This is a genomic window from Corallococcus sp. AB011P, from assembly GCF_003611605.1.
Taxonomy (GTDB): domain Bacteria; phylum Myxococcota; class Myxococcia; order Myxococcales; family Myxococcaceae; genus Corallococcus; species Corallococcus coralloides.
This window is the reverse complement of sequence record NZ_RAVX01000004.1, coordinates 25,873-45,860: the sequence shown is the minus strand read 5'-3', so window position 1 is coordinate 45,860 and position 19,988 is coordinate 25,873. Positions and strand designations below refer to the sequence as shown.

Genomic DNA, 19,988 nt, shown 5'->3' with positions numbered 1-19,988 from the left:
GCGTGATCAGGGAGGGCTACAGACCCGGGCTCCATTGCAGATGAGGTCGTATGCGCAGTCCTCGTTGCCCATGCACTTCGTGCCCTGGGTGCAGTCGTAGCCGCTGCCTCCGTTCAGCCCGTTCACCTTGAACGAGGTGTTGCTGATCTTTTCGGTCATCGCCTGGTTGCCGATCGAGCCCTTCAGGTTGTGGGTGATGTTCACGACGAACGTTCCGGTGACGACCGACGCCTCGATTTCGAACGGCTCCGCCACCGAGTTGATGGCATCCCGGATGATGAGCGCCATTTGCGACGCGGGGGTGCCGTTCCCGACGGGCACCCGCTGGTTGGCGGGGTTCTTGAGATTGTTGTTGCGGTCTATCTCGAAGGTGACGGGCACGTTGATGCCGTCGCTGATGGTGAACGTCTCCTCGTCTAAAAAGTTCGCGCTGGAGGTGGCCGTGATGGTGCCCGTCGCCGCCTGGAGCGTCTTCACCTTGCAGTCGGCGCTGCACGAGCCGCAGGTGAGGGTGTTGCCGTCGTCGCAGGCTTCGTTGGTTGGGTCCTGCACGCCGTCGCCACAGACATTGCCCTGGAGAGACAGAGCGGTCTTGCAGTCGCTGCTGCATCGCTGGCAGCTCTCTGCGCCGTAGGGGCAGGTTGTCTCCGTGATCACATTGCCGTCGTCACACGCTTCGTTGACGGGGTCCCGTATGCCATCGCCACAGGTGTTGCCCGTGACACTCAAGGCTTCCTTGCAGTCGGATCTGCAAACCGTGCAGCTCGCCACTCCATACGGGCAGGTCGTCTCGGTCGTGGTGTTACCGTCGTCGCACACCTCATTCGCGGTACTTGGGTCCTGGGTGCCATCGCCGCAGACATTGCCTTGGAGGGCGAGCGCGAACTGACAGTCACTGCTGCACCGCTGGCAGGACGCTTGCCCGTAGGGACAGGAAGTCTCGGTGGTCCTGTTGCTGTCGTCGCAGGCTTCATAGGCCGTGTCCCGTGCACCGTCGCCACAGACGTTGCCCTGGGCGGTGACGAACGCCTTGCAGTCCTCCCTGCAGACGGTGCAGGTCGCCTGGCCATAGGGACAGTTCATCGAGGACGTGTTGTTGTGGTCGCACTGCTCGCCGACGGCGGCATTCACGATTCCGTCGCCACAAGCCGGTAGGGTGCAGTTGGCATTGCAGGTGCTCGACTCGCCCTGGGTGTCACACTGCTCGCGGCCCTGACGAGCGCCGTCGCCGCACACCTCCGCCACACGGCAGTCCGCGCTGCACCCGTCCCCCTCCTCGGTGTTGCCGTCGTCGCAGCGCTCTTCCTTGGCGACGTCGGTATAGCCATTGCCGCAAGTCTCCAGGGACAGGCAGTCCGCGCTGCACCCGTCACCACTCACGTTGTTGCCGTCGTCGCACACCTCGCCTACGGAGGTGTCACGCACGCCGTTTCCACAGACCTCGCTGGAGCGGCAGTCCGCGCTGCAGGCATCACCGTCGAGCGTGTTGCCGTCGTCGCACTTCTCGCCCTTGGCGATGTCCACGACGCCGTTCCCGCACACCTCCATCGAAGTGCACGTGCGGTTGCAGCCGTCACCGTCGATGACGTTGCCGTCGTCACAGGCCTCGCCGTTCTGGACGATGCCGTCGCCACAATCCGAGGGAATGCAGATGTCCTGCTTCGCGGCGCACTGGCGCCCCTCGGGACAGAGCAAGCCCGAGGGGCAGGTGCGGTCCGGAGGGTTGGAACAGACAGTGAGCAGGGGAAGCAGAAAGGCCAGCACCATCCACGCGCATGATGCGAGCTGCCGGTGAGAAGACTGGGGCGTCATTCCACGACCTCGGAGGAATCGGTTCCCGTGACCGAAGGAATGGCCGTGCAGACGGTGCGCGTGGGAACCGCGGCGTCACAGTTCAGCCTGCCGGGGAGGTACTGCGCCGTGGTGCAAGCGGCGCCAACATTGAAGCCTTCATCGACGTCGCCATCGCAGTTGTCGTCCTTGCCATCGCAAAGGGACTCGGCCTGACCTGGATGGACGAGGCGATTGCGGTCGTCGCAGTCGTCGCGCACGGCATACGCACCAGCGGGGGCGACGCAGGCGCGGACCGGCGTCCCACCATGGCCGTCCAGGTCCGTGTCGGCGTACCACGTGGGGGCATCCACGGCGTCGCGTTCGCCGTCGACGCAGTTGTCATCCACCCCATTGCACCGCTCCACGGCGCCGGGATGGATGGCCGCGTTCGCGTCATCACAGTCGGTACCGCCCCGGGCCGCCGAGACAAACCCATCCTGGTCCAGGTCCTCGGCGGTCAGGTCGAGCCGCGCCTGGGCCACCTGTCCCTTGTCCGTCGGGACGGCTGGGAGCACCTGGCTCGCGACGGGCGCCGTGTCGCAGGTCTGCTCGAACGCATCCACGTGGAAGAGGACGTCGCCTCGCCAGGTGTCGGCCAGCAAGACCGCCACCCGGAGGGGCTCCCCAGGCTGTGCTTCCTGTCGCCCCAGCACGAGGGTGGACACGGTCCGGGTGCCATCCTGGGTCCTGAGGGTCACGCGGATGCAGCCGGGATTGAAACCGACGGGCTGGAGGGTCAACTCCAGGCCCCGGTCGCAGGCGCTCGGATCCGCCCTCAGGACACCGTCCAATGCCTGCGGCCCTCGCCCTTCACAGAACCGCTCCAGGAGGACCTGGTCTGTCTCAGGGACGGTGCACCCGATTCCCAAGGCGATGGCCGTCGCGAGCCAGCACTTCACTGGCCACCCGCCGACGCCGTGGACTCACCGCTGAGGAAGTACGTGGTGACGGCGCCAGCCGCCGCCGCCAGCGCCGTGCCGAACAGCACGTTCGCCACGACCGCCTGCCCCCGCGCGTCGTCCAGATGCCCGCCCACGTCCGCGGACAGGTCCGCCTCACGCGCGGAGCTCACGTTGCCGCGCGACTGGAGTCCGATGATGGACCCCACACCGCCCGCCACCACCCCCGTGCCCAAGAGCACCCACGACACCGTCGGCACCCGGCGCATCCCGCGCTCACGGGCATCCGCCTTCAAATCCACCCCCGGAGCAGGCGCCGCCGCGACATGAGGCGGGCTCAACGCCGCCGGACGCTCCACCACCGGCGCATCCGCCGGCTTCGCTACCGCCGCGCGCTCCTGCCGCACCGCGCTCCGCACCGATTCGAAGTCCCCCTCCACCTTGGGTGACACCTTCGCTGGCAGCCGGGCCTCCGGGGCCAGCAGCAGCCCCGCTCGGAACGACGCCAGCGCTTCATCTCGCCGCCCCATGTCCGCCAGGATGACGCCCTCGTAGATGGCCGCCGCGCTGCGCTCCTCTTCGGAGCGGGCCAGCCGCCGCGCCCGGGTCACCGCCGCCAGGGCCCGCTCGGACTCCAGGTCCTCATAGAGCCGGGCCGCCTCCGCCATCGCCGCGTCGAAGTACGTGCCCGCCGGCCGGGACGCCGCCGTCCCCGTCCCCGCCGCCTGCCCGAAGGCCGGACCCACCCCCAACACCCAGAACCCAAGCAGCCCGCCGAGCACCCGGAAGGAGGGACACCCATGAGGAGTTTTCATGGAAGACCACTCTAGCCGGGCTCGTGTCCCCTCATGAACCGTTCAACCCCGCCAGACGACCGCCCACCCAGGGAGGGGGACCGGGCGGCCACGCGCCCGTGGACGCGACGCGGCGCCGCCGCTAGGGTGCGCGGCTTCATGGATCGCCCTCCCACAGTGTTGCCCACCGCTCTCGAGCTCCAGGTCAAGACCCGGCCGCTCCCTCGCCACGTGGGCATCATCATGGATGGCAACGGCCGCTGGGCGGAGCTTCGCGGCCAGCCCCGGCTGGAGGGACACCGCGAGGGCAGCGTGAGCGTCCGGGAAGTCACCCGCACCGCCCGCCGCGTCGGCGTCCAGGCCCTCACCCTCTACGCCTTCTCCTCCCAGAACTGGGCCCGCCCGCCGGAAGAGGTCGCCGGCCTCATGGACCTGCTGCGCGAGTACCTGGAGTCCGAGCGCGCGGAAATCCTGGACAACGGCATCCGCCTCAACGCCATTGGCGAGGTGGACAAGCTGCCCCGCTACGTCCGCGAGCCCCTGGAGCGCCTCCGGGCGGACTCCGCCCACAACACGGGCATGGTGCTCACCCTGGCGCTCTCCTACGGCGGCCGCGAGGAGCTGCTGCGCGCCGCGCGCGACCTGGCGCAAGCGGCGGCCCGCGGCGAGCTGGACCCCGCGCGCCTGGACGCGGACGACCTGGAGTCCCGGCTGTGGACCGCGGGATTGCCGCCGGTGGACCTCATCGTCCGCACCAGCGGCGAGCAGCGCATCTCCAACTTCCTGCTCTGGCAACTGGCGTACGCCGAGCTGTGCTTCACCGACGCCCTGTGGCCCGACTTCCGCACCGACGAGTTCCTCCGCTGCCTGTCGCAGTACCAGGGCCGCGAGAGGCGCTTCGGTCTGACGTCCGCCCAGGTCAACCGGGACGACACCCCCCAGCGGGCCAAGGCGTGAACGAGAAGAACAAGAACCTCCTCATCCGCGTTGTCACAGGCGTCACCCTCCTGCCGCTGGTGCTCCTGCTCCTGTTCCTGGGCGGGTACTCCAGCGCCATCCTCCTGGGTGCCGCCGCGGCCGTGTGCGCCGGCGAGTACTACCTCATCACGCAGAAGCGCCTGGGCGCCGCCGCCTGGGTGGGCATGGCCTTCGCCTTCGTGATGCCGCTGTTGCCGCTGCGGGACGCCGCGCGCACCGGCGAGGCGGCCTTCTGGCTCACGTCCGTCTTCTTCTTCTTCGCGTGGATCTACAACCTGTTCCGGGGCGTGCTCGCGGAGGCCCCCACCCGGGCCGCGCACCTCGTCACGGGCTTCCTCTACGGCTCCATTGGCCTCACCGCGCTGTCCGCGCTGCGCCTCTTGCCGGAAGGGCACGCGTGGGTCATCTGCGCGCTCACCATCACCTGGGCCAACGACACGCTGGCGTACTTCGCCGGCCGCTTCTTGGGGAAGCACAAGCTCTACCCCGCGGTGAGCCCGAACAAGACGTGGGAGGGCTTCTTCGGCGGCATGGTCGGCTCCGTGCTGGGCATGTTCGTCGCCAAGCTCGGCTTCTTCCCCATCTTCACCGTGTGGGACTGTGTTGTGCTGGGCATCGCGGGTGGCCTGTTGGGCCCCGTGGGTGACCTCTGCGAGTCCATGCTCAAGCGCGCCTACGGCGTGAAGGACTCCGGAAAGCTCATTCCCGGACACGGCGGCGTGCTGGATCGCATCGACGCGCTCATCTTCAATGCGCCGCTGGTGTTCGTCTATGTGCAGTTCGTGAGGCACCTGCTGCCGTAAGTGCCTGATTTCGCGCCTGGCCGCCCGCCTTGCGGCTTGCGTTGTGCGTTGTCCGTCCCGGGGGCCGCGATTACTCTTCCGGCCATGCTCCTGAACCTCGGGTACTTCATCCTCCTGCTGGGCGTGCTCGTCACGGTGCATGAGCTTGGCCACTTCCTCGTGGCCAAGGCCTGCGGGGTGAAGGTCCTCAAGTTCTCCATCGGGTTCGGTCCGAAGATCATCGGCTTCACGAAGGGTGAGACGGAGTACCAGGTGGCGCTGTTGCCCCTGGGCGGCTTCGTGAAGATGGCCGGAGACCTTCCGCACGAAGAGCTCCCGCCGGAAGAGGCCGCGCGCGGCTTCCTGGCGCAGCCGCCCTGGAAGCGCGGGCTCATCGTCCTGGCGGGCCCGGCCTTCAACCTGCTGTTCCCCATCTTCGTCTACTTCTTCGTCTTCCTGGGGCCCCAGGAGACGCTGTCCACGCGCGTGGGCATGGTGTCGCCGGACATGGCCGCCGCCGCCGCGGGCGTCCGCCCCGGTGACCGCATCCTGTCCGTGGAGGGCGAGCCGGTCCGCACCTTCGACGACATGCGCGACGCGTTCGTCGGCAAGTTCAACCGCCCCGTCCCCATCACCCTGGAGCGCGACGGGAAGCAGCAGGTGGTGGAGGTGACGCCGGAGAAGAGCTCGGAGGTGTCCCCGGTGGACACCATCGAGCGCGGGATGATTGGCGTGAGCCCCTACCCGCAGCCGCCGGTGGTGGGTGTGCCGGCGACGTCCCCCGCGGCCACCGCGGGCCTCAAGAGCTTCGACCGCGTGCTGTCCGTCAACGGCGTGCACGTGCAGGACGAGGCCGCCCTCTACCGGGAGGTGGCCAAGGTGCCGGAAGGCACCCCCATGGAGTTGAGCGTGGCGCGCCTGGCCCCCGTGGACGTGGGCGCCGTCACCGGCCGGCTGCCGGAAGTGGTGAAGGTGTCCCTGCCGCGTCAGCCCGGCGAGGGCGCGGCGGCGCTGGGCGCGGAGGCCGTGGACCTCTACGTGGCGAGCGTGGCTTCGGGCAGCGTGGCGGAAGGCGCGGGCATCGTGCCGGGCGACCGCATCGTCGCCATCAACGGCACGCCGCTGAAGTCCTTCAACAAGCTGGCGACGGTGCTCAACGGCCTGCAGGCCCAGCCCTTCACGCTCACCTGGCGCGGTGCCCAGGGTGAGCGCACGCAGCAGCTGGCGCAGGCGCCGCTCAAGACGCGCGACGACTACGGCCAGACGAGCGCCCCGCTGGTGTTCGGCGTGCGCCCGTGGAGCTACAGCAGCGCGGACCTGCCGCCGGTGGAGAAGGTGACCATCGACCTGGGCCCGGCCGCCGCCTTCAAGGAGGCCGCGCTCATCGTCCCCAAGATTGTCGGGCAGATGGTGCAGGTGCTGGGCGGGCTGTTCGTGGGCAAGGTGTCGCCCAGCACGATTGGCGGCCCCATCATGATGTACCAGCTGGCCGCGAAGAGCGCCGAGCAGGGCCTGGACAGCTTCCTCAACCTGATGGCGATCATCTCCATCAACCTGGGCGTGATGAACCTCTTGCCCATCCCGGTGCTGGACGGCTTCCACCTCCTGTCCGCCGCGTGGGAGGGCATCCGCCGCCGCCCCATCCCCGTGCGCGTGCGCGAAGTGGCGAACATGGTGGGCCTGGCGCTGCTCATCCTGCTCATGCTGCTGGCCGTGACCAACGACGTGACCCGCTAACGAGGTGATGATGCGAGGACGGACCGCGCTCCTGCTGCTGGGGATGGGATTCTTCGCTGGCTGCGCGCAGCGCGCGGCGAAGCCCCAGCCGCCGGAGACCCCTTCCGGTGGTGGCGAAGGCGCGAAGGTGACGCGCCGGGAGAAGATGCCGCGCAACTACCTGGGTGAGGGCATCGCGTCCTTCTACGGTCCCGGCCTCCACGGCCGGCCCACCGCCAGCGGGGAGAGGTTCAACCAGAACGCCCTCACCGCCGCGCACCGCACGGCGCGCTTCGGGGCGTGCGTGAAGGTGATGAACATGGAGAACGGCCGCGAGGTGGAGGTGCGCGTCAACGACCGCGGCCCCTTCGTGGACGGCCGCATCATCGATGTGTCGAAGGCCGCGGCGAAGCAGCTGGGCATGCTGGACAAGGGCCTGGCTCGCGTGCGGCTGTACCGGTGCGGCAGCGACCGCGTGTCGCGGGTGCCGGTGGAGTTCTGGGCCGTTCCGGCCTGAGTGCCTTGAAACGAAAGAAGGGATGTCGCCTGTGTTGCTCGCGCTGGACACCTCCACGCTGACGCTGTCGCTTGCCCTGGTGGAACGCCAGGGGGACGCCGTGCGCGCCGTGGAGCACGTGGTGGTGCCGCCGCCGGACAAGCAGAGCGAGGCGCTTCCCGGCGTCGTCGGGGACCTGCTCCAGCGCCACGGCCTGAAGCTGAAGGACCTGGAGGGGCTGGCGGTGGGCCTGGGGCCGGGCTCGTTCACCGGCCTGCGCATCGGCCTGGCCACGGTGAAGGCGCTGGCGTACGCCACGGGCCTCAAGGTGGCCGGCGCGTCGTCGCTGGCGGCGGTGGCGCTGGAGGGGCCGGAGGGCGTGCCCCTGTTCTGCCTCGCCGTGGCGCGCAAGGACGACCTCTACCTGGGCGCCTACCGCCGCGTGGGCTTCGCCGTGGAGGCGCTGGAGCCGGAGACGGCCATGTCGCCGGAAGAGGTCGCGCGGCGCATGGCGGCCGAACCGGCGGCCGTGGCCCTGGGCCCCGCGCTCGCGGACTACCGCCAGGCGCTGGAGAAGCACGGCGTCGCGCCGCACCGGCTCTTGTCCGGCCCGGCCTTCCCGTCCGCGGTGGAGGTGGGGCGGCTGGCGAGGCTGCCGGAGGCCTATTCGCAACAGGCGCTCTTCGCCCTGGAGCCGCACTACGTCCGCGCGTCCGAACCGGAGCGCAATCCGAAGTTCCCGCCGCTGCCGGGCCCCGCGCCCACGGCGCGGTTGAAGGAAGACTGAGGCCTCCGCCTCAAGGGCGCTTCGTCGTGCTCGCGTGGGCGGAGGCGCTGACGTAAAGGAGCCCGTCATGAGAGAGAACCTTCGGATTGCCGTGGTGGGCGCCACGGGCGTGGTGGGCCGCGAGGTGCTGGCGAACCTGTACGCGCGCGACGTGCCCATGGAGCAGGTGCGGGCCTTCGGCTCGGAGCGCTCCAAGGGCCTGGAGGTGGAGTACGGCGAGGACACGCTGGAGGTGGAGCGGGCCTCGGCGGAGGCCTTCCGGGGCATCCACGTCGTGCTGCTGGCCACACCGGCGGAAGCGTCCCGCACGCTGGCTCCGGCCGCGCAGGCCGCGGGCGCGTGGGTGGTGGACGCAAGCAGCGCCTTCCGCGGCGACGGCAACGTGCCGCTCATCCTCCCGGGCTTCAACACGGAGGCCCTGGGGCCGGGCTTCAGCTTCAAGGGCCGGGTGGTGAGCCTGCCGGGCATCGTCACCAGCGCCACCGTGCACCTGGTGGAGCCGCTGCGCCGCGCGTTCGGCGTGGTGCGCGCGCAGGTGACGGCGCTGATGGGCGCCTCCAGCGCGGGCGTGCGCGGCATCTCCGAACTGGAGAAGCAGACCGCGGACCTCCTCTCCGGCCGCGAGCCGGAGCCGCAGGCCTTCCCGCACCGCGTGGGCTTCAACCTGGTGCCCCAGGTGGGCGGCTTCATGGTGAACAGCCCGTGGACGGAAGAGGAGGGCGGCTGGACGCTGGAGGCCGCGCGCCTGTTCTCCGCCCTGGGTGAGACGCCCGTCCTGGCCGGCACCGCCGTGCAGGTGCCCACCTTCCACGGCCACGGCCTCACCGTGAACGTGCAGCTGAAGAAGCCGGGCCCGGTGGAGCAGGTGCGCGCCGCGCTGAAGACGTCCCCGTCCCTCAAGGTGCTGGATGTCCCCGGCGAGCGCGTCTACCCCATGCCCATGCTGGTGATGAGCGACCCGGCCGTCCACGTGGGCCGGGTGCGCGCCTTCCCCCAGGCTCCGGAGTGGGTGACGCTCTTCGCGTCCGTGGACAACGCCGGCCGGGCCGCTGCCCACCTGGTGGACGCGGGCCTCAAGCTGGCGGAACGCCCCGCCTGACATTTTGGCAAAGCCCCCGGGGACGCCTTGCCTGTTTGGCGCGCGAACCCGGGGTTTTCCTTGGGAAACAGGCCGTCCGGTCGGGGCTTGAGGGTGGCCCCGCCCTTGCTAGCTTCCAGCCCATCCATGCGCCTTCCCTTCATTGGCCTCCTGCTCTTCGCGTCCACGGCCGTGGCCCAGACGGGGCCCACGGTGCAGTTCACGAGCTCATCCACCGCCACGAACAACACCGTCACGGTGCCCAAGAGTGAATGTGGCCAGGAGCGCCGCTTCAGTTGGCAGCGCAACGGGAACGCCTGTGATGACTCGATCTATATCTACGTGACCACGGGGTCCTGCGGCACGCGGCCCGCGGCCACGGACCTGCTCCTGGATTCGGTCGACACGTCCGACCCGACGAGCGGCGTGGTGCGCTTCACCGTGGCGGATGCGCTCGCCGCGCGCGGCGGCAGCGCGGACGCGGGCACCGTGACGACGTGCGACACCCAGGACACGGAGATCTCCTTCAAGCTGTGCGCGTCCGCGCGGCGGCTGGGCGGCAGCCTGGGGTTCGACTGCCAGGAGACCTTCTCCAATGTGGGCAGCCCCCCCTTCGTGGTGAAGTACGACCCGCAGCCGCCCAACACGCCCAGCATCGGCAAGGTCATCGTCCGGGACTCGGCGCTGTCGGTGCAGGTGGACGGCGCCGAGGCGAACTCCACCGTCGTGGTGGAGGCGGCGAGGGTGGCCACGGTGGGCTCGGATGACGCCGGGACGGATGAGGATGCCGGCACGGACGTCGATGCCGGGACGGACGTGGACGCGGGCACGGAGGACGGCGGGCAGGGGCTGGTGGGCGCGCTGGCGCTGGAGGGCACCACGGGGCCGGTGACGCGCGTCACCAAGGCGTCCGGCGAGGGCAACGTCGTCGTCAACGGCCTCACGAATGGCGTGACGTACCGGCTCCAGGCGACCATCATCGACGCCGCGGGCAACGTGAGCGGTGGGTCCGCCCAGGTGGATGCGACGCCCGTGAAGAGCAATGGTTTGTTCGATCAGTATGTGGAAGATGGCGGTCAGGAGCGCGGCGGGTGTGCCGCTGCTGGCGGCGGCATCGCGGGTGGTGCGGTGCTGGCCGCCCTGGGCATCTGGCTGTCGTCTCGGAGGAAGGTGTCATGAGCAGCACGGCTGTGGGCCTGGGAGTCGCGGCGCTTCTCTTGGCGGTACCGGCGGTGGCGCAGGAGGTGACCATCCCCACGCGCTCTCCGCGCACCGGTGCGGTCATCTTCCGCGCGGGCGGCTACAAGCCGCGCATCGACACCGAGAAGGCCCTCAACGGCGCGACGCCGTACGAGGACACCTTCGGTGACACGTCGCTGCTGCTCGTCGAGGGGGAGCTCCAGCGCTTCTTCTACCAGGGCATCGGCACGGCGGGCCTGGGCCTGGGCCTGGGCTACGGGGAGAAGTACGCGGACGCCAAGCTGGATGACGGCTCGGCGGCGGCGGACAAGGCGGCGCTGAAGGTGCTGCCCATCCAGCTCAACGCCTTCTACAAGTTCGACTACGCGGCCTTCCGCTGGGGCATCCCGCTGGTGCCGTACGCCAAGCTGGGCCTCATCTACTCCCCGTGGTGGATGACCAAGGGCAGCGCCACGGAGGTGGTGGAGGGCAGCAAGGCCAGCGGCGGCAAGTGGGGCTGGGGCGGCACCGCCGGCGTGTCGTTCCTCCTGGACGTGCTGGAGCCGCGCTTCGCGCGCGACTTCGACTCGGACCTGGGCGTGAACCACTCGTACCTCTTCGCCGAGTACACGCATGCGGATGTGAACAACTTCGGCGGCAAGGGCCTGAACCTGGGCAGCCGGCGCTGGATGTTCGGTCTGGCGTTGGACTACTAACCGAAAGGCCCATGGCCTCCCGACCGCGCGCGCACCCGTCCCCGCTTCCGTTCCTCCTCCTCGTGGCCGCCGTGGGCCTGGGGGCCTCCGGCTGCCGGGGGCTGAGGGCGGACCTGGGGCCGGAGCGCACGCTGGAGGCGGGAGTGCCGGAGGCCTTCGGCTCCACCTCCCCGAAGGCGCCCTCCATCACCTGGGACTTCGGGGACGGCACGCCTCCCCAGACGGTGCCGGGCGTGAAGCACGCCTGGGCCACCGCCGGCCGCTACACCGTGCGGGCGCTGGACGGGGACAAGGAGCTGGCCCGGGTGGTGCTCACCGTGGTGCCGCGTCCGGTGCTCCGCGCGGTGCCCGAGGATGCGCAGACGGTCCTCTGGGTGCCCCGCCTGCGCGGCAACGTGGAGGGGTTGGTGAACTTCTACGGGCGGCTGGTGGGCGAGGGCAACGTGCGCCAGACGCTGGCGGACACGCCGCTCGTGCCGCTGCTCCTGCGCAGCCTGAGGCCCGGTCCCTCGGAGGTGGATCCCGAGGAGGGCTTCGGCTTCTTCCTGCTGCCGGACTTCGACGGCGTGGTGGCGCTCTTGGGCGTGACGGATTCGCGGGCGGCGCTCTCGGCCGTGGCGCGCGAGCTGCGCGACGCCGGCCACCGGGTGCTGCCCCGCGAGGACGGCAGCGCTCGCGTGGAGCCAGTGGACGGCGGCAACGCCATGCTGCTGTTCGCGGACCGGGGCTACGTGTACCTCGCGGTGCCGGATTCGCCGGATTCGCCGGACGCGCCGGAGCCCGGGGAGCCGGTGAAGGCGCTGGCGGTGCAGGAGTCCCCGGACGTGGAGCAGGTGCGCCGCAAGGTGGAGGCGCTGTCCGGGCCGGGCATCTCAGAGAACGCGCTCCTGGCGGAGCTGCGCGGCAAGGTGCGCGACGGCAGCGTGTTCCTCTTCTCCGCGCCGCCGGTGCCGGAGGCGGAGAAGGAGGACATGCCGGTGCGCGGCTTCTTCGGCGCGCTCGCGGTGCAGGCGGACCAGGCGGAGCTGGACGGCTTCTTGTCCTCGTCCCGGCCGCTCCTGGGCGGCGCGCGGGGGCCGGCGTCGCAGCTGCTGGGACGCGCGGCGGTGGGGCCGGTGGCGGCGGCGCAGCTGTCGGTGCCTCCGGAGGAGCTGGCGCGGCTGGTGTTCGGCTCTCCGGAGTCGCCCCGGCGGCAGCGGACGCTGGAGCGCTGGCGCGCGCAGGGGCTGGACGCGGAGCCGCTCCTGAAGGCGCTGCGCGGGGACGTGGCGATGCTCGTCTACTTCGACGCGGCGGCCTTCTTCCGGAGCTTCATCCGGGACCGGCGCCCCGCGCCCAAGGGCACGGTGGTGATGGAGGCGGGGCTCGCGTCCGTGCAGCCGGTGCTGAAGCTCCTCCAGAAGCAGCTGGAGGACAACGGGCTCGTCTTCCAGAAGGAGGCGCAGGGTAACACCACGCGCTTCCGCACGCGGCTCATGGAGCAGCCGGTGTCGCTCTCGCTCACCCCGGAGCGCGCCACGCTGGAGGCCGGCGAGGTGCTCACCGGCCGCGAGCTGGGGGACGTGGGCGCGACGCTGCGCACGCGCTTCGGCGCGGAGGCGTTCGGGCCGGGCCACCTGTCGCTGATGGTGGACATGGGGCGACTGAGGGCGGACCTCGCCGGGGTGCGCTCGGTGTCGGGTGTCGGCACGGGAGAACTCCTGGCGAGCCAGCTCCTGGTGTCGGCGCTCCTGGAGAAGTTCACTCCCTTCGAGTACGGGTTCCTCGACTTCTCCCCGGTGGACGGCGGCGGGCGGCTCCAGGGCCGCGTCGTGCTGCGCGAGCGCTAGGGACACGCCAGCAGGAGGCAGGCCATGTCCGTCACGGTGCTGTACTTCGCCGCGGCCCGCGAGCGCGCGGGCCTGTCCCGCGAGTCGCTGGACGTGCCACCCGGCTCTCGCGTCTCGGACGTGCTCGCGCTGCTCGCCGCGAAGCACCCGCCGCTGGCGCCGCTCTTGCCGCACCTGCGCGTGGCGGTGCAGCAGCAGTTCGTGGGGCTGGACTCACCGGTGGCGCCGGACGCGGAGCTGGCGTTGATTCCGCCCGTGGCCGGTGGGGCGCCGCGCCTCTTCCGCGTGGTGGGCCGGCCGCTCCAGCTCTCGGAGGTCGTGGACGCGGTGGCCTCGGAAGGGGCGGGCGGGCTGGTGACGTTCTCCGGCGCCGTGCGCGACCAGACGAAGGGCCGGCGCGTGCTCCGGCTGGAGTACGAGGCCTACGCGCCCATGGCGGAGGCGAAGCTCACGGAGATTGGCGACGAGGTGGCGCGGACGTGGCCGGGGACGCGGCTGGCCATCATGCACCGCGTGGGCACCCTGGTGCCGGGCGAGCTGGCCGTCGTCATCGCCGCGGCCTCCGCGCACCGCAAGGAGGCCTTCCTGGGCTGTGAGTACGCCATCGAGCGGCTCAAGCAGGACGTGCCCATCTGGAAGAAGGAGTTCTTCGAGGACGGCGAGGTCTGGGTGGGCCTGGGGCCCTGAGCCCGCGTCCCTAGCGCACGCCGAAGCTCGCCGGGACGGTGACGCGCGCGCCGCCGTCCTGCTTCTGCGCGGCGCGCTCGGTTTCCGTCAGCGGCTTGAGGGGCTTGTCCAACCCCATGGCCTTGCGCCGCGCCTCTTCCTTGTCGTGCGCCACCTGCAGCGCTCGCGCGTTGTTCGCTGCCATGCGCGCCGGATCCGGCCCCATGACGAGGAAGGCGACGGGCGCGCTCAGGAAGAGGATGGCCACCGTGATGATCCAGGCCACGTCCTTCACGAGGAAGCGCCCCGCGCGCTCCTTCACCACCGACGGCTGCACCAGCAGGTTCAGCTCGCCCTCCACGAGGCGCAGCGTCATGCCCTCGTGCAGCTCCACCGCCGTGCGGCCCGGCGCGCCCGTCAGCTCGTCGGGGCCCACCGGTTGGAAGTCGTTGCCCTTGAGGCGCTTCTCCACGCGGGCGGACGGCGGCACGTGGATGCGCCAGCCCTTCGGGGTGCGCTCGGCGAGGAGGAAGGGCTCCTCCGGCAGCGTGAAGCCGTAGAGGGGCAGGGGGGCCGCCTCGTCGGGCGCGGCGTGGACCTGGCCCAGCTCGGGGCCATAGCTCCAGGCCTCCGCCAGGGAGGTGCCCCAGTACAGCTCGCAGAAGAGTCCACCGTCCGCCACGGAGGCGGAGGTCGCGGAAGGCGTGGGCATGTGGGGCCGGAGCATAAGGCCTTGGCGGCCGCCCGGCCCGGCTTCGTGGGGCCGGACGTCCCCTGGCCGACGGGCGGCCTGCCCCTCAGGCGCCCGTCAGCTCCTTGAGCAGGGCCTCCAGCGTCTCGAAGTGCAGCGGCTTCACCAGGTGCGCGTCGAAGCCCGCGGCCTTGGAGCGCTGGCGGTCGGACTCCTGGCCGTACCCCGTCACCGCCACCAGCTTGAGGGGGCGGGGCTCCTCCTGCTGGCGGAGCAGGCGGGCCAGCTCGTAGCCGTCCATCACCGGCAGGCCGATGTCCAGGAGCGCGATTTCGGGGCGGAACTCCTTCGCCGCCTCCAGGCCGCTGGGGCCGTCGTAGGACACGCGCGTCGTGCAGCCCAGGAACTCCAGGGACTCGGACAGCACGTCCGCCGCGTCCCGGTTGTCGTCCACGATGAGCACGCGCGCGCTCACGGCGGTGGGCTCCTGGGGGATGAGCGCGCCGGGCTGCGGCGTGGGCAGCGCGGCGGGGGCTTCCGCCTCCAGCGCGGGCAGGCGCACGGTGAAGGTGCTGCCGCGGCCCCGGCCCGCGCTGTGCGCGCTGATGGCGCCTTCGTGCAGCGTCACCAGGCTGCGCGCGATGGCGAGCCCCAGCCCCAGTCCACCCTGGGAGCGGTCCAGGGCCTGATGCTCCTGGACGAACAGGTCGAACACGCGCGGCAGCATCTCCGGATCGATGCCCACGCCGGTGTCGCGCACGCTCAGGACGAGCTCCCGGCCTTCGCGCGTGCCCGTCACGGCCAGGAAGCCGCCCGGCTCCGTGTACTTGGCGGCGTTGGTGAGCAGGTTGGCGAACACCTGCGCCAGACGCGTGGGGTCGCCGTGCAGGTCCATGCCCCGGTCCGGCAGGTCCACCTCCAGCGTGTGCTGGCGCTGGTCGATGAGCGGGCTGATCTGCTCGATGGCCTTGGCCACCACGTCGGTGAGCGTGACGCGCTCGCGCTTGAGGGTGACCTTGCCCCGGGTGACGCGGCTGACGTCCAGCAGGTCGTCCACCATGCGCACCAGGTGCGTCACCTGCCGCTCGATGAGCGTCCGCTCGCGCTCCGCCGCCGTTTCTCCCCTCAGGCGCATCAGCTGGAGCGCGGTGAGGATGGGGGCCAGGGGGTTGCGCAGCTCGTGGCCGAGCATCGCGAGGAACTCGTCCTTGGCGCGGTTGGCGGACTCCGCCTCGCGGCGCGCGGTGGCCAGCTCCGTCACGTCGAAGGCGACCACGATGATGGACTCCACCTGGCCCTTCGCGTCGCTCATGGGCTGGTAGACGAAGTCGGAGAACACCTCGCGCGCGGACTGGTTGGGGCCGTCGTTGAAGACGACGCGCAGCGAGCGGCCGATGTGCGGCTCACCCGTGGCGTAGACGCCGTCCAGCAATTCGTAGATGCCCTGGTGCGCCAGGTCCGGCAGGGCTTCGCGGATGCTCTTGCCCGTCACGTTCCGGTGCGCGATGAGCTTGAGGTAGTTCTCGTTGGCGAACTCGAAGACGTGCTCCGGGCCGCGCAGGATGGCGATGCCCACGGGCGCGTGCTGGAAGATGCGCGCCAGCCGCTCACCGTGCGCGGCCTCCAGCTTGCGCAGGCGGGAACGGGTGAGCTGCGCGGTGACGCGCGCGAGCAGGTCGCGCGTGGAGAAGGGCTTCACCAGGTAGTCATCCGCGCCCGCGGTGAGGCCCTCCTCCTGGGCCTCCTCGCCCGCGCGGGCGGACAGCAGGATGACGGGCACCGTGCGGGTGCGCTCGTCCGCGCGCAGGGCCTGGAGCAGCTCGAAGCCGTCCATCCGGGGCATCATCACGTCGGACAGGATGAGGTCCGGGGACCGGGCGAGCGCGGCCTGGAGCGCGGCCTCGCCATCCGCCACCGCCTCCACCGTCCAGTGCGCACCCAGCAGCCGGCCCACGTACTCGCGCATGTCCGCGTTGTCGTCCGCGAGCAGCACTCGCCCGCGCTCCTCCATGCCCATCGACGCCGGGTCGAGGGCCGGGGGCGTCCCGCCGTCCTCGCCCGGAGGGGGCGGCACTTCCGTGAGCCAGCCCAGCGCGTCGCGTACGTAGGGGTCCGCGCCCGCGGGCAGCGAGCGCTGGCTCTTCGCGGACGTCACGTGCTCCGGCGGCAGGTGCGCGAAGCCCGTGGGGATGCGCACGGTGAAGGTGGTGCCGCGGTCCAGCTCGCTCTGGACGGTGAGGGTGCCGCCGTGCAGCCGCACCAGCTCGTGCACCAGCGCCAGGCCGATGCCGGAGCCTTCGTGGGAGCGCGCGCGGGCGCCGTGGACGCGGTGGAAGCGCTCGAACAGGCGGGGCAGCTCGTGCGCGGGGATGCCCGTGCCGGTGTCGGTGACACGCAGCTCGATGTGCCCGTCCTTCAGCGCCTGCGCCACGGTGATGGTGCCGGTGAAGGTGAACTTCAGCGCGTTGGAGACGAGGTTGAGGACGATCTTCTCCCACATCTCGTGGTCCACCCAGGCCGGCTCCGGCAGGGTGGGGCAGTCCACGTCGAGCACCAGGCCCGCGCGCTCGATGGCGGAGCGGAAGGCGCTGGCGAGCCCGGCGGAGAGGGCGGCCAGGTCGGTGGGCTCGTAGGCGGCGCGCACGCGCCCGGCCTCGATGCGCGCGAAGTCCAGCAGCGTGTTGACCAGCTTGCGCAGCCGCACGGCGTTGCGGTGCACCGTCTCCAGCGAGTCGCCCTGGAGTGTTCGCTCGGGGCTGGCGAGCGCGTCCTCGGTGGGACCCAAGAGCAGCGTGAGCGGCGTGCGCAGCTCGTGGCTGATGTTGCTGAAGAAGGCCGTCTTCGCGCGGTCCAGCGCGGCGAGCTCCTCCGCGCGCTGACGCTCCTCCTGATAGGCGCGCGCGTTGGCGACCGAGGCGGCGACCTGCTCGGCGGTGGCCTGGAAGAAGGCGTGGTAGCTCGCGTCGAGCAGCCGCCGGGGACTGACGCCGCCCACGAGGAAGCCGGACGGCCGCGACTGTCCAGGCCGCGTCAGGGCGCGCACCACGGCGAGCGACGGCGGCGTGTTCCAGCGGCCTCCGGGCAGGCCGTGGAGGCGCTGCCCCAGGTCCTTCACGACGACGGCGTCGCCGGTGCGGGCGGCCTCGGCGAAGGGCCAGTCGGTGCCGGACTCGGTGGAGAGGGACTGCTGCGCGGGCAGCGCGGCCAGGACGGTGTCGGGCAATCGGCTGCTGCCCGCGAGGCGCGCGGTGTCGCCGTTCGCGTCCAGCAGGTAGAGCAGGGAGAACGGCAGGTCCAGGTCGTTGCCCGCGAGCACGTCCAGGCTGGTGTGGCACGCCTGCTCCGGGGACTTCGTGTCGGCGGAGCGGGCCGCCAGGTCGCGCAGCATGCGCAGCTGCCGGTCGAGCTGCACTTCCTGTGTCGTCTCCCTCACGGTGACGAGCACGCCGCCCACGCCACCCTGCTCGTCGGGGATGGGGCTGTACGAGAACGTGTGGAACGTCTCCTCGACGAACCCCCGGCTGTTGAGGAACAGCGCCAGGTTCTCGCTCCAGGTGGCGGGGCCGCCGTTGAGCACGCCCCGCGCCATGGGGCCGACGACGTCCCAGATCTCCGACCAGATCTTCTCACCCGGCGCGCCCAGGGAGCCCGGGTGCTTGCGGCCCAGCACCGGACGGTACGCGTCGTTGTAGACCTGGATCATCTCCGGGCCCCACCACATGAGCATGGGGAACCGGTTGTGGAGGACGACGCCAACCATCGTCTTCAGGCTGACGGGCCAGTCGCGTGACGGACCCAGCGGCGTGCGGGACCAGTCCAGCGAGCGCACCAGCTCACCCATCTCACCGCCGCCCGCGAAGTGGCGCTCCTCGGAAGGGGGGACGGCGGGGAACGGGGACTGGAGCATGCGGATCTCTGAAGGACGGCGCGAGGTGGAAGAAGCCTTGGGCTTCTATTGGCCCACATGCGGCCGTGCAATCACTGAGGCCGACCGCGACCGTGCGGCACCCGCCATCCAACAAAGGCTCCGCTCCCAGGCGGGAGGCCAGTGGAGCAGGCGGGCGGACGCCTCAGGGAGACGAAGGCGTCACGACGCGCGCCGGCTGCACGGAAGTCCCCGCGTCCAGAGGCGCGACGGCGGACCCGGACGTCCCCGCATCCGGCCGCGCGGCGACGGACACGGCTGAGCCCGCATCCGGCCGCGCGGTGACGGACACGGCCGAGCCCGCATCCGGCCGCGCGGTGACGGACACGGCCGAGCCCGCATCCGGCTGCGCGGTGACGGACACGACCGTGCCCGCGTCCTGCACCCGAGGAGCGGCAGCGGCCGCGGCCGCGGGCGTCCCTGCATCCGGAATCGCGGGGGCCACGGCCACCGGTTTCGTCGCCACCGGCGCGGGGCTCGCCACCGCGACGACGCCCGCATCCAGCGCGGCCGGAGCCGGCGTGGCGACGGGCGCGACGGCGGGGGGCTTCACTCCAGGGGGCGGAGCCTCTGGCGACGGCAGCGCGCGGCGGATCTCCGCGCCCGCCGTGGCCACGATGCCAATCGACAGGAAGAGGAACCCGGCCGTCTGCGCCACCGTCTCCACGCGCGGAGGAATGCGCCGGCCGCTCACCGCCTCGATGGCGAGCAGCAGCACCCGGCCACCATCCAGTCCCGGCACCGGCACCAGCGTCAGCATCGCCAGCGCCACGGAGGCAGCCACCAACGCGCGCACCAGCGCATCCGCCCCGGACGCCGTGGACGACGCGACGTCGGACGACTCCTGGCGCATCAGCGCGCCCGGCCCGGCCTTGCCCGCGACCTCCGGCCCGCGCACCATCGCCACCAGCGTGGACAGCGCCTCGGACGCCACGCGCCCGGTGTGCACCAGCGACTGGGTGAACGCCTCGCCAGGGGCGTGCGTGCGGAACACGTACTGCTGGCTCACGCCAATGCGCCCCGCGCCGCGCTCGTCCGCCCGGGGCCGCACCGTCACCTTGCGCGGCTCGCCGTGCCGGTCCACCGAAAGCTCCAGCTGCCCGCCCACGCCGTCCGCCACCCGCGCGACGAAGTCCGACCAGCTCGCCAGCGGCTTGCCGTCCACGCCCACCAGCCGGTCCCCCGGCAACAGCTGCGCCCGCGCGGCCTCCGAACCCGGCAGCACCGTGCCCACCGTCAGCGGCACCACCACGTGCGTCCCGGACGAATACAGCGCGAACAGGAGCCCCAACGCGACCGCGTAGTTCGCCAGCGGCCCCGCGAGGATGATGGCCATCCGCTTGAGCGGCCCCAGCGTGCCGAACCCGGACGTGTCCTCCTCCGCGGAGCGGTGCGGGTTCATCCCCTGCAGGTTCGCGGACGCGCCCAGCGGCACCGCGCCCAGCACGAACTGCGTCCCGCCCAGCCGGAATGACAGGAGCGGCGGCCCGAAGCCCACGGTGAAGCGCGGCACCCGCACGCCCAACAGGCGCGCGGCCACCAGGTGCCCCAGCTCATGGACGATGAGCAGCGCTCCAAGAGCCAGGAGGACGAAGAGGTAGTGCATCCGTGGAGGCCCG

General features: G+C 71.3%; 16 protein-coding genes. 10 read left to right on the top strand and 6 right to left on the bottom strand.

Annotated elements, in window-relative coordinates; all coding sequences use genetic code 11:
• Positions 1-6: 6 nt before the first annotated feature.
• From D7X30_RS13510 to D7X30_RS13500, 3 genes are all read right to left on the bottom strand, one after another.
• Positions 7-1,767, bottom strand: coding sequence for a DUF4215 domain-containing protein (locus D7X30_RS13510; RefSeq protein WP_158619260.1), 1,761 nt, complete (start codon positions 1,765-1,767; stop codon positions 7-9).
• 41 nt (positions 1,768-1,808) lie between these two features.
• Positions 1,809-2,444, bottom strand: coding sequence for a putative metal-binding motif-containing protein (locus D7X30_RS13505; RefSeq protein ID WP_158619259.1), 636 nt, complete (start codon positions 2,442-2,444; stop codon positions 1,809-1,811).
• A gap of 284 nt (positions 2,445-2,728) precedes the next feature.
• A complete protein-coding gene (locus D7X30_RS13500; RefSeq protein WP_158619258.1) occupies positions 2,729-3,547 on the bottom strand; it encodes a tetratricopeptide repeat protein in 819 nt (272 codons plus the stop codon).
• A gap of 138 nt (positions 3,548-3,685) precedes the next feature.
• On the opposite strand from D7X30_RS13500, the gene uppS reads away from it, so the two are divergent.
• The 10 genes from uppS (at position 3,686) to D7X30_RS13450 (ending at position 13,774) form a co-directional block, all read left to right on the top strand.
• The gene (gene uppS, locus D7X30_RS13495) at positions 3,686-4,483 is read left to right on the top strand and encodes a polyprenyl diphosphate synthase (RefSeq protein WP_120563733.1); all 798 of its coding nucleotides are present in this window, start codon (positions 3,686-3,688) and stop codon (positions 4,481-4,483) included.
• The gene (locus D7X30_RS13490; protein WP_120563336.1) at positions 4,480-5,307 is read left to right on the top strand and encodes a phosphatidate cytidylyltransferase; all 828 of its coding nucleotides are present in this window, start codon (positions 4,480-4,482) and stop codon (positions 5,305-5,307) included. The genes uppS and D7X30_RS13490 overlap by 4 nt, the downstream gene beginning before the upstream one ends.
• Before the next feature lie 84 nt (positions 5,308-5,391).
• Complete coding sequence (rseP, locus tag D7X30_RS13485) at positions 5,392-7,023, top strand: RIP metalloprotease RseP (RefSeq protein WP_120563335.1); 1,632 nt, start codon at positions 5,392-5,394, stop codon at positions 7,021-7,023.
• 10 nt (positions 7,024-7,033) lie between these two features.
• Positions 7,034-7,519 (top strand): septal ring lytic transglycosylase RlpA family protein, encoded by a 486-nt coding sequence (locus D7X30_RS13480; protein ID WP_120563732.1) that lies wholly within the window; start codon positions 7,034-7,036, stop codon positions 7,517-7,519.
• Between the two features lie 22 nt (positions 7,520-7,541).
• A complete protein-coding gene (gene tsaB, locus D7X30_RS13475) occupies positions 7,542-8,285 on the top strand; it encodes a tRNA (adenosine(37)-N6)-threonylcarbamoyltransferase complex dimerization subunit type 1 TsaB (protein ID WP_120563334.1) in 744 nt (247 codons plus the stop codon).
• Between the two features lie 67 nt (positions 8,286-8,352).
• Entirely contained in the window at positions 8,353-9,384 is a 1,032-nt protein-coding gene (locus D7X30_RS13470; RefSeq protein ID WP_120563333.1) for an aspartate-semialdehyde dehydrogenase, read from the top strand.
• A 126-nt stretch (positions 9,385-9,510) separates the two neighbouring features.
• On the top strand, positions 9,511-10,542 hold the full coding sequence (locus D7X30_RS13465) for an MXAN_2561 family MXYO-CTERM-anchored protein (RefSeq protein WP_120563332.1): 1,032 nt from the start codon (positions 9,511-9,513) through the stop codon (positions 10,540-10,542).
• Positions 10,539-11,258: an MXAN_2562 family outer membrane beta-barrel protein gene (locus tag D7X30_RS13460; protein ID WP_120563331.1), complete on the top strand. Its 720-nt coding sequence runs from the start codon at positions 10,539-10,541 to the stop codon at positions 11,256-11,258. Before D7X30_RS13465 ends, D7X30_RS13460 begins: the two co-directional genes overlap by 4 nt.
• Positions 11,259-11,269: 11 nt before the next feature.
• Positions 11,270-13,087 carry a PKD domain-containing protein gene (locus D7X30_RS13455; protein ID WP_120563330.1) on the top strand — a complete coding sequence of 606 codons (1,818 nt, stop codon included), beginning with the start codon at positions 11,270-11,272 and terminating at the stop codon, positions 13,085-13,087.
• Positions 13,088-13,111: 24 nt separating this feature from the next.
• Complete coding sequence (locus D7X30_RS13450; RefSeq protein WP_120563329.1) at positions 13,112-13,774, top strand: molybdenum cofactor biosynthesis protein MoaE; 663 nt, start codon at positions 13,112-13,114, stop codon at positions 13,772-13,774.
• 10 nt (positions 13,775-13,784) lie between these two features.
• On the opposite strand, the gene D7X30_RS13445 is transcribed toward D7X30_RS13450, so the two are convergent.
• From D7X30_RS13445 to D7X30_RS13435, 3 genes are all read right to left on the bottom strand, one after another.
• Positions 13,785-14,465: a hypothetical protein gene (locus D7X30_RS13445; RefSeq protein WP_120563731.1), complete on the bottom strand. Its 681-nt coding sequence runs from the start codon at positions 14,463-14,465 to the stop codon at positions 13,785-13,787.
• Positions 14,466-14,550: 85 nt separating this feature from the next.
• A complete protein-coding gene (locus D7X30_RS13440) occupies positions 14,551-18,351 on the bottom strand; it encodes an ATP-binding protein (protein WP_120563328.1) in 3,801 nt (1,266 codons plus the stop codon).
• A gap of 163 nt (positions 18,352-18,514) precedes the next feature.
• Positions 18,515-19,975: an RIP metalloprotease gene (locus tag D7X30_RS13435; RefSeq protein WP_120563327.1), complete on the bottom strand. Its 1,461-nt coding sequence runs from the start codon at positions 19,973-19,975 to the stop codon at positions 18,515-18,517.
• Between the last annotated feature and the right edge of the window lie 13 nt (positions 19,976-19,988).